Annotated in this window: 8 protein-coding genes and 1 pseudogene; 4 read left to right on the plus strand and 5 right to left on the minus strand. The window is 61.0% G+C overall.

Annotated features, from left to right (window positions below; genetic code table 11):
• Positions 1-54: 54 nt before the first annotated feature.
• Positions 55-282 carry a hypothetical protein gene (locus UP10_RS20900; RefSeq protein ID WP_044588932.1) on the minus strand — a complete coding sequence of 76 codons (228 nt, stop codon included), beginning with the start codon at positions 280-282 and terminating at the stop codon, positions 55-57.
• Between the two features lie 53 nt (positions 283-335).
• A complete protein-coding gene (locus UP10_RS44465; protein ID WP_156180165.1) occupies positions 336-515 on the minus strand; it encodes a hypothetical protein in 180 nt (59 codons plus the stop codon).
• Between the two features lie 155 nt (positions 516-670).
• On the opposite strand from UP10_RS44465, the pseudogene UP10_RS46710 reads away from it, so the two are divergent.
• Positions 671-772 (plus strand): annotated as a pseudogene (locus UP10_RS46710) (rhodanese-like domain-containing protein); the annotation flags it as partial.
• 70 nt (positions 773-842) lie between these two features.
• On the opposite strand, the gene UP10_RS20910 reads toward UP10_RS46710, so the two are convergent.
• The 3 genes from UP10_RS20910 to UP10_RS20920 are packed head-to-tail and all read right to left on the minus strand — an operon-like array spanning position 843 to position 7,151.
• Positions 843-3,731: an NHLP bacteriocin export ABC transporter permease/ATPase subunit gene (locus UP10_RS20910; protein WP_044589186.1), complete on the minus strand. Its 2,889-nt coding sequence runs from the start codon at positions 3,729-3,731 to the stop codon at positions 843-845.
• Positions 3,728-5,893 carry an NHLP family bacteriocin export ABC transporter peptidase/permease/ATPase subunit gene (locus UP10_RS20915; RefSeq protein WP_044589187.1) on the minus strand — a complete coding sequence of 722 codons (2,166 nt, stop codon included), beginning with the start codon at positions 5,891-5,893 and terminating at the stop codon, positions 3,728-3,730. Before UP10_RS20915 ends, UP10_RS20910 begins: the two co-directional genes overlap by 4 nt.
• Positions 5,886-7,151 (minus strand): NHLP bacteriocin system secretion protein, encoded by a 1,266-nt coding sequence (locus tag UP10_RS20920; protein ID WP_044589188.1) that lies wholly within the window; start codon positions 7,149-7,151, stop codon positions 5,886-5,888. The genes UP10_RS20915 and UP10_RS20920 overlap by 8 nt, the downstream gene beginning before the upstream one ends.
• A gap of 377 nt (positions 7,152-7,528) precedes the next feature.
• On the opposite strand from UP10_RS20920, the gene UP10_RS20925 reads away from it, so the two are divergent.
• From UP10_RS20925 to UP10_RS20930, 3 genes are all read left to right on the plus strand, one after another.
• A complete protein-coding gene (locus UP10_RS20925) occupies positions 7,529-7,924 on the plus strand; it encodes a hypothetical protein (RefSeq protein WP_245321800.1) in 396 nt (131 codons plus the stop codon).
• A 272-nt stretch (positions 7,925-8,196) separates the two neighbouring features.
• Positions 8,197-8,376: a hypothetical protein gene (locus UP10_RS44470; protein WP_156180165.1), complete on the plus strand. Its 180-nt coding sequence runs from the start codon at positions 8,197-8,199 to the stop codon at positions 8,374-8,376.
• A 53-nt stretch (positions 8,377-8,429) separates the two neighbouring features.
• On the plus strand, positions 8,430-8,657 hold the full coding sequence (locus tag UP10_RS20930) for a hypothetical protein (protein WP_044588932.1): 228 nt from the start codon (positions 8,430-8,432) through the stop codon (positions 8,655-8,657).
• Positions 8,658-8,711 lie beyond the last annotated feature (54 nt).

Consider the following 8,711-nt stretch of genomic DNA (forward strand, 5'->3'; position numbering starts at 1 on the left):
AGGTCAAAAATGAAAGAGGCCGCCAACTGAGGCGACCTCCAATTCGCGAGCAACTCAGAAAGGCGGCTGCCCCGGTCCCGACCCCGGACCAAACGGGCCGCGCTGATTGCCTGGGCCCTGCAAGCCGCCAAAGATCAGGCCGCCGACCCACAGGACGGCGTCTTTGATGGCGCCGCCGATGGCACGGAATGCGTCACCGAGCCAGTTGCCGCCGACGACCATTTCAAGTTCCGAATCATTCAGTTCGATGATTTCCGATTTGGCATGTTCCAAGTTCAGCATTGTGATCGCTCCTATCCAGGTTATGTATGCGAAGATGTTGAAACGTGTGGTTCTCAGCGGTGAAAAATGCCACCAGGCAGCCATGGGTTCGGCCCGGCAGGCTGATGGGTGGTGATCTTTCCATCAACAATCCAAGGGCCGATGCAACCTCCATCATTGATGAAGCCACCGAACACGGCGTCCAACTCACGGTCGTCCAGCTCTTTACGCTCTCGATTGCTGCGCTCAGTCATTTGGGTCTCCCGCTGTCGAGGAAGGGATTATTCCCTCCCATCTGGTGTCGCAGGAATATCGCGGCCGGTTTGTTTAGACTGTGATGCGAGTCACAGATGCAGACGACGGACTTTTTTGCGGGAAATGAGTTCGCACTTGCAATGCACAAGGTTGTCAGGAGATCGACACGACTGCGCCCTTGCACGGTGATCGCGTTCTGATGACCGATGACAGAGCCGTTCGCGCCGACATGACCGCATCGAGGCTGGCACAGATGGATGGGGTTCTAGTCGTATCCATCGCGGCACCTCGGCACTGCAAGCGCTAATCTCGATTCAAGCAAGCGATCAAAGCATCTGCCGCTGCGCAAACGCCGCAAAAGCTCCGGCAGCGGCGGTCAACTCCTCGAACGTCCCGGTTTCGACGATCTTTCCGTCGACCAGAACGACGATCCGATCCGCCGTCTTGACGGTGCTCAGCCGGTGAGCGATGACAATCCGGGTGACATTCAGATTTTCCAACGCATCGCTAACGATGGCCTGGGATCGATTGTCGAGCGAACTCGTCGCCTCGTCGAACAGCAGGACGCGCGGACGCCGCGCTATGGCCCGCGCGATCATGATGCGCTGTCGTTGCCCTCCGGAGAGCGTGCTCACGCCTTCGGACACCTGGGTCAGCAGGCCCATCGGCATCGTGTTGATGTCGTCTTCTATGCCCGCGAGCCGGGCGGCTTCCGTGACCTGATCGAGCGGCAGCCGAAGTCCACCGCAGATGTTCTCGTAGATGTTTCCGTTCGTGAGCTTCGCGCTCTGCAGGACGACACCGAGCTGGCGCCGCAAGGCGCTCGCATCCAGCACCTCGATCGATTTTCCGTCGTAGAACACCGCGCCCGATTCTGGCCGCTCGAACCCCAGCAGTAGCCGAAACAATGACGATTTACCGCTTCCGGATGGACCAACGATCGCGACGTATTCGCCCGGCGCGATCTTCAATGTGACGTTGTCGAGCACCAGAGGGCCGCTCGACAGATACCGGAAGGACACGCGCGCAAGCTCGATCGAGCCGGACAGCTCTCCCGGCGGCTTGCGGTCGTCTGAAATCTCCGTCGGGCTCGCGATGAGGGGCCGCAACCGGAGCAGCGGCGGTATCGCGATGAGCGCCTCACTCACACCGCCGGCCCAGGAGCCGACGGCGCCCATGGATTGCCCGAAAGCGGAAAAGAACGCGAAGAACGTGCCGAGATCCGTGAGCAGGTTGCTGTTCGAATAGGATGCATAGGCAAAGATGATCAGCGTCGCGATCGTCGGAAATGCCGTCTCGAACGCGCCGAGGCCGTTGCCGGCAAGTTGCGAGGACACGAAATACTGCTTTTGCGTCGCGAACTGCTTCGACCAAATTCCGAGCGCGCGCCCGGTCGCCCCCGACACCCGCAACTTGCCGACACCCGTCAGCAACTGGAGGACGAATCCGCTGACCTTGCCCTGCTGGTTGAAGTGCTTGTTCTCGAAATACAGCCGCAGCAGGTTGGTGGAGATAATGGCGGCCGCCCTGACGAATGTCAGCCCAATCGCGAGCAACGCCAGCTTCGGGCTGTAGTAGATCATCAAGCCGAGGCTGAAGATACAGAACAGGCCTGCGATCATGCCGCGCAATGCGTGGCCCGTCAGGGCACGCCTCGCGGCGTCGATCCCCATCGCGCGGTCGACCAGCTCGCCCGCCGTGAATTCCCGAAAGATGGCGGTCGGCAGCCTTAGCAGGCGATCGATCATCGCCGACTGCAATCGCCAGTCGATCGTCGCTTCCATGCGGAGCATGACGAGGCCCTGCATGACCTGGACGCTGGCTACCGCCAGTGCCGTCAGGCCCAGCGCGAGAGCGCAGAAGACGAGCTGGTCAAGCTCCGATCTCGGGATGATCGAGCTGATCAGCAGCTTCGCGACAAAGGGCGTCACCAGCGACAGAAGCCCGATGACAACGACCGCCAATGCGATGCGCAGACCGCTACCACGCGCATAGCGAAGGGCAAATTGAAGAAGGTCCTTGAACTTCAGGGAGCGGGAGGGCAGCGGCGGATAGAACATCGCCGCCTCCGGAGCAATCTGCGCCGCCACGGCGCGATTGACCGGCCAACGCGCTTTGGTCAGCGGATCGATTATGATGTAGCCGCGGCGCGGCTCGTAGACCAGAGCGACCGGCTCGCGCTTCTCGCCGAACCAGCCGACCAGCGGACCGGCATCGGTTCGCCACCAGTCCGACCGGAGCAGGACCTGCCGCAGGCGCAGACGGGCATCCAGCGCGATTTGCGTCACGTCAGCGAATTCCTGCCGGCTGCCATCGACCCGGCTGGTGATCGCAATTGGCGTGCGCATCGCGCTTCCGACAAGTTGACAGGCTCCGGCCAGCCGGTCGGAATATGATGCATCGACCGCATCATGATTGAAACGCCGCACGATGATGCCGGACAGGCGATCGAAGGCTTCCATGGACTGCGACGCCGCGAGAGCGTTCCGGCTCACCAGACGGTCGCTCTCGCTCAGCCTCTCATGAACCAAAATGCGCTGGACGCAGGCGACGAATATCTGGTGGAACTGATCGATTGCCGGCCAGATCGAGGCCGGCGCCACGCCGGCTGCGACCACGCGACACCCTTCCTCGCCCGCCTCGACCCACAAGCCCGAGGTGAGCGGCAGCGGCTGGCTTCCAGCGGCGCAAGAAACGGCAACGCCCATCAGCCTGAGGTCGCCGCGCTCCACCGTTAGCCAGAGCAGCCCGCGCATCGGTCCCCGGCCGCATTCGTTCGGGGACAGTTGGGCTTCGCCCTCCGGCAACTCGGCCATCTGCCACAGCGGCGCAGGTCCAGCGACGAAGCGCGCCAGCTGTTCGATCCAGCGCGTGGCCTGAGCTGCCGATGTCAGATCAGACCTGGAACGCGCAGACATGCGCGTGCTGTCGGTGCCGACCGCGATGAAGCTCACGCTGCCTCCTGCCGACACCTCGAGCGCCGGGAGATCGGGGACGACATCGCCGCTCTCGATCCGAATCAGATGGTGTCTGCTCCCGTATTCGTCATCGTGGACATCGACAGCGAAGATGTCGAGATGACCGGCGACAACCTCCAACACATGGCCGTGGTGATCGAGCCGGATGGGCCTGCGGCCATCGAGCGTCATGTCGATCGACAGTTCCGCCGAGACGAGGCTCGCGCCGGACACGATGTTTTCAGCCGAGTGGGTCATTCCTGGGACACCAGCCTTGCATATTCGCCGTCGAGGGCCAGCAGGCTCTCGTGCGTCCCGCGCTCGACGACCTTGCCCTGCCGCAACACGACGATCTCGTCGCAATCCCTGATCGTGCTCAGACGATGCGCGATGATAATGCAGCTGCAGCCGGATCGGCGCAGATTATCGTCGATCGCCTTCTCCGTGACCGGATCGAGCGCAGCCGTGGCTTCATCGAGAACGATGACGGAGGGGCGGCCGACGAGAGCACGCGCGATCTCGATGCGCTGACGCTGCCCTCCGCTGAAATTGGTTCCACCCTCGCTGACGTAAGTATCGTAGCTGCCGGTCCTGATGGCGATCTCGTCCTGGATCTGCCCGTCTTTCAGCGCCCTCGTCAGATCGATGTCCGGCGTCGTCCGGTCCCAAAGCGTGAGATTGTCGCGGACCGTGCCCTCGAATAGGAAAATATCCTGGTCCACATAGGCGATGGAGTTAGCGAGGATCTCGGGCGGAACGTCCCCAAGCGGGGCCCCGTCGATCAGGATCTCTCCGGCCCACGGCTTGTTGAGGCCGCAAATCAGGCGGCCCAGCGTCGATTTACCGCTTCCGGATGCGCCGACCAGCGCCACGCGCGATCCCGGACTGACGGCAATCGAAAGGTCGGAGATCAGGGGAGGCTCGAGCAGCGAATAGCCGAACTGCACGTTCCTCAGTTCGACGCGTCCGGCGAGCTTGGCGGGGAAATGCCTTTCGGATCTGCCATCCTTCGGCTTGTCGCCGAGCGGATAGTTGTAGACGTCTTCGAGGCGGTCAAGCGCGCCCCGGATCAATTGAAAGCCGCTGGCCTGATTGACCAGCGTTGCAACAGGCTCCGAGAAGCTTGCCATCAGCGACTGGAAGGCGACGAGGCTGCCGAGCGTCAGCGACCCTTCAATCACCCGCAAACCTCCAAGGATGAGGATCGCCGTCATGGTCAGTCCGGAGATCAGGGTCGGGATCATGTCGAGCATGATCGACGACGAGGCGAGTTCGCGCTCTGCGTTGAGAAGCTTGGCCTGAACACCGGACCATTGTCCGAACGCCTCGTCCTCCAGGCCGCTTGCCTTGATTGTCTCGATCGTCCTGACGATGCTGACCACCGCCCCCAGCGACTTTCCGCGCTCTTGTGAGAGCCCGCGACTAAGGTCCTCGCGGCGCCGGTGCGAAAGCCGCAAGAACAAAACGTTGAGCAGCGACAACGCGATACAAATCGCGGCAAGCCCGAGATCATAGACTGCCATCGCGAATGCAAAGAACACGACCGAGGTAAGATTGAGCACGTTCGCCGCAATTCCGCCCGCAAGCAGCCGCGCGATCTGCTCGTTGGCCAGGACGCGCGTCGCGATGTCTCCGGCGTGGCGTTGCGTGAAGAACTCCATCGGCAATGCCATCACCCGCCAGAGAAACCGGCTGATCATCACAACCGATAGCTTCGTCTGCAGCCTCAGCAGCAGGGATTGCTGGAGCAGCGTCAGAACCGTACGGATCAGTGCGGTGATGGCCATGCCGACCAGAAGGGGACGCAACCAACCGTCCAAATGCTGGATCAAGACGTCGTCGATGAAGATCTTCGAGAAGCTCGCGGCGACAAGGCCCGGAATAACCATGACGAAGCTGAGCAGGACAAGAAGTCCGATGGCAGATTTCGAGCCGCGCAACTCACGGACCAACAGGCGCAGTCCGCCGGGCTTGCTTCCTTGCGCAACGAACCCGGCCGCGGGCTCCATGGTGAGCACGACACCGGTAAAACTCCTGTCGAGCTCATCGAGGCCAATTCGCCTTCGCCCAAAGGCGGGGTCGTTGATGTAGGCGAACTTGCCATCAATCCCGTCGAGAACGACAAAGTGATTAAAGTTCCAGTGAATGATGCAAGGCGTCGGCGTTGTGCGAAGTGTCGCGATCTCCTGCCGAAATCCCTTGGCAGATAGGCCAAAGCGCCGTGCGGCCCTGACGACGTTGCTCGCCTTGCTACCGTCGCGTGACACGCCGCATTCGACGCGCAACTGCTCGAGCGGCACCCACCGGCCATGATGCGCCAGCACCATGGCAAGACAAGCCGCGCCGCATTCCGCCGCCTCCATCTGCAGGACGGTCGGCGTTTTCTTGACTCCCGGAGTTGGCTGAGCAGGACTATCCATCGATCCCGGTCAGCTTCCTGAGGAAAGGAACAACGAGATCCAGCGGGCGCCGGTTTCGGGTGGTGATTTCGGCCTGGGCGAGCGTGCCACTGGTCAGGTGAACCTGCGGTCCCTTGCCAACGGCCCATCGATAGCCGCTCGTCGTCGTGTCGTCCCGCTCCAGGGATACGGCGACAGCATAGGGCGCGCCGTCGTGGGAGAACACCTTAACCAACTGGTCGTTGTGGAGCACCGCGGTCATGCCCTGCGGAGTCACAGGAAACTCCGACACGCTCGAGACGGTCCCGATCATCGTGCCGAACTCCTCGCGCTTGACCGTGCTGGGCGCGATGCGCACCTGGGAGCCCGGCTTGACGCTCTTGCCCTGCTCGGCGGGGATATAGACCACCGCCTCGAGCTTCGAGCCCTCATCTTCAATCAGGACGACCGGCGTGCCGACGGCGAGCACCGAACCAGTCGATATCTTGATTTCGAGCACGCGCCCCGTGATCGGACTGAGAACCTGCGAATTGCGCCCCAAGGTTCCGGCGAGCGCCTGCATCTCACGGCGCGCATTATTGACCGCGAACTCGGCCTGCTGCAATTCATGCTCGCGCTGGGTTTCGAGATCGGATTTCTGTGCGTGCAGCTTGAGGATCTCGTTTTGCGAGTCAATCCGGCGCTGCTGCGCCTCGGTCAACTCAAGACGGCGATCCTCCAGCGTCTTCCGCGTGGTCAGCCCTTTGGCCATGAGCTGCTCGAGATTCTTCACGTCGACGTCCAGCGACTGAACGCGCTGTCCGGTCGCCTCGATAACCTTGTTGAAGGCGATCTCGAGCTTTTCGAAATTGGAGGCCTTGACCGCGAGTTCCGACCTGACCTTCGCGGCCATGTCGTCATGCTCCCGCTGGCGCTCCTTGTAGGTCTCCACCGCGTTTGCGTACTTCTGCTCGATGTCGGTCTGCGATATCTGGGCAATCAACTGCCCGTGTTCGACATGGTCGCCAACGGAAATGCTGAGCGAAGCGAGCCGTCCTTCCGCGGCAGAAACTGCATCGACGACGCGGCCGCTGCCGACCAGAATTCCCTGTCCCGATACGCGCGACGGAATCCGGCCGTAGATGCCCCAGACGATCGCCGCAACCAGTGCGACCGTCACGACTGCAGCCAGGATCCAGTCGGCCGGCTTGGTGATAGAGACGAGATGGTCGAGCTCGTCGGGCGACGCCGCGCGTTGCAACGCGCTGGCGCGGAAAATACGTTCGGGGCCATCATTCACGCCTCAATCTCCCCGCAATTAACTCGGCGCAACCGCTTGTCGTTCGTCAAAATCAGCGTCAAACGCCCGGAGTATGCTCCAATGATACATAGGAGCCGTTTTCTGCACAACGGGTCGCGACGAGCCTTGCCGGCCAGCCGCGCGCGGCCCTTGCCGAAAATACGATTGAGCGATCTGTTGTGCGGCGCTAAGCTCACACGGAGAATTTGATGAATTTGTCGCGGAAGCGATATCGAGCGCCTCAGATGAGATGGCAAGCGGATAGCGTCACACTTACCGCAACCGCCCGTGTGGTCGCCACTCGGCTAGCGTGGCAATGCCTTGGATTGCTGGTCGCGACGAAAATAAGCATTGCTGGAGTCCTGAGCCCCGCTGACTTGAAGAGGGTCGAAGATCTCAGGCCGATGTTTGCCGGCTTGATGGCGGACCTCGTCCAGACCTCGAAGCGGACCGACATACCCGCTGTCGAAGTAGTTTGCGTCAAGTCCACGATTCAAAATCTGGCCGAGATTTCCCAAGAGCTGTCCAGTTTCGAATATCTGATTACAATCGAGAAGGAACTGACTAATGTCGGTGAGAATGACCCGACCCGCGATGTGGTGAAATTTGCCGTCGAGCAGTCGACCAATATTCTGACCAGCCAGCGCAAGAAGATTGCGCAACTTCCCGATCAATGCGCGAGGTCAGCTCTGGCGTTGGCGAAGTCTCAGCAAGCCGTGCAGGTTATCGACGCGACGACCGGGGTTTTAAGTTCCATTCTCTCCCGGCTTTGAGGCGTCTGCCCGGGCCAAAATTGATGCCGCCAAGGACAATCCCTAGTGCGCAACCGCTCGGCTGCTTCGGGTCAAAACCTGCACCCACAACGCTTCCGGTATATCCTAGAGAGGTGACGCCTATCCGAGGCGCCGGCCGCGACCCAAACTCGCCCTGCGTCCCACTCGATGCGCTCCTGTGACTCGCATCACAGTCTAAACAAACCGGCCGCGATATTCCTGCGACACCAGATGGGAGGGAATAATCCCTTCCTCGACAGCGGGAGACCCAAATGACTGAGCGCAGCAATCGAGAGCGTAAAGAGCTGGACGACCGTGAGTTGGACGCCGTGTTCGGTGGCTTCATCAATGATGGAGGTTGCATCGGCCCTTGGATTGTTGATGGAAAGATCACCACCCATCAGCCTGCCGGGCCGAACCCATGGCTGCCTGGTGGCATTTTTCACCGCTGAGAACCACACGTTTCAACATCTTCGCATACATAACCTGGATAGGAGCGATCACAATGCTGAACTTGGAACATGCCAAATCGGAAATCATCGAACTGAATGATTCGGAACTTGAAATGGTCGTCGGCGGCAACTGGCTCGGTGACGCATTCCGTGCCATCGGCGGCGCCATCAAAGACGCCGTCCTGTGGGTCGGCGGCCTGATCTTTGGCGGCTTGCAGGGCCCAGGCAATCAGCGCGGCCCGTTTGGTCCGGGGTCGGGACCGGGGCAGCCGCCTTTCTGAGTTGCTCGCGAATTGGAGGTCGCCTCAGTTGGCGGCCTCTTTCATTTTTGACCT

The sequence above is a fragment of the Bradyrhizobium sp. LTSPM299 genome (assembly GCF_000938235.1).
Lineage (GTDB): Bacteria > Pseudomonadota > Alphaproteobacteria > Rhizobiales > Xanthobacteraceae > Bradyrhizobium.

What these genes read in the sequence shown, in the direction of transcription:
- UP10_RS20930 (WP_044588932.1), top strand. Translation starts at nt 8,430, where the DNA reads ATGCTGAACTTGGAACATGCCAAATCGGAAATCATCGAACTGAATGAT.
- UP10_RS44465 (WP_156180165.1), bottom strand. Translation starts at nt 515, where the DNA reads ATGACTGAGCGCAGCAATCGAGAGCGTAAAGAGCTGGACGACCGTGAG.
- UP10_RS20910 (WP_044589186.1), bottom strand. Translation starts at nt 3,731, where the DNA reads ATGACCCACTCGGCTGAAAACATCGTGTCCGGCGCGAGCCTCGTCTCG.
- UP10_RS20900 (WP_044588932.1), bottom strand. Translation starts at nt 282, where the DNA reads ATGCTGAACTTGGAACATGCCAAATCGGAAATCATCGAACTGAATGAT.
- UP10_RS44470 (WP_156180165.1), top strand. Translation starts at nt 8,197, where the DNA reads ATGACTGAGCGCAGCAATCGAGAGCGTAAAGAGCTGGACGACCGTGAG.
- UP10_RS20915 (WP_044589187.1), bottom strand. Translation starts at nt 5,893, where the DNA reads ATGGATAGTCCTGCTCAGCCAACTCCGGGAGTCAAGAAAACGCCGACC.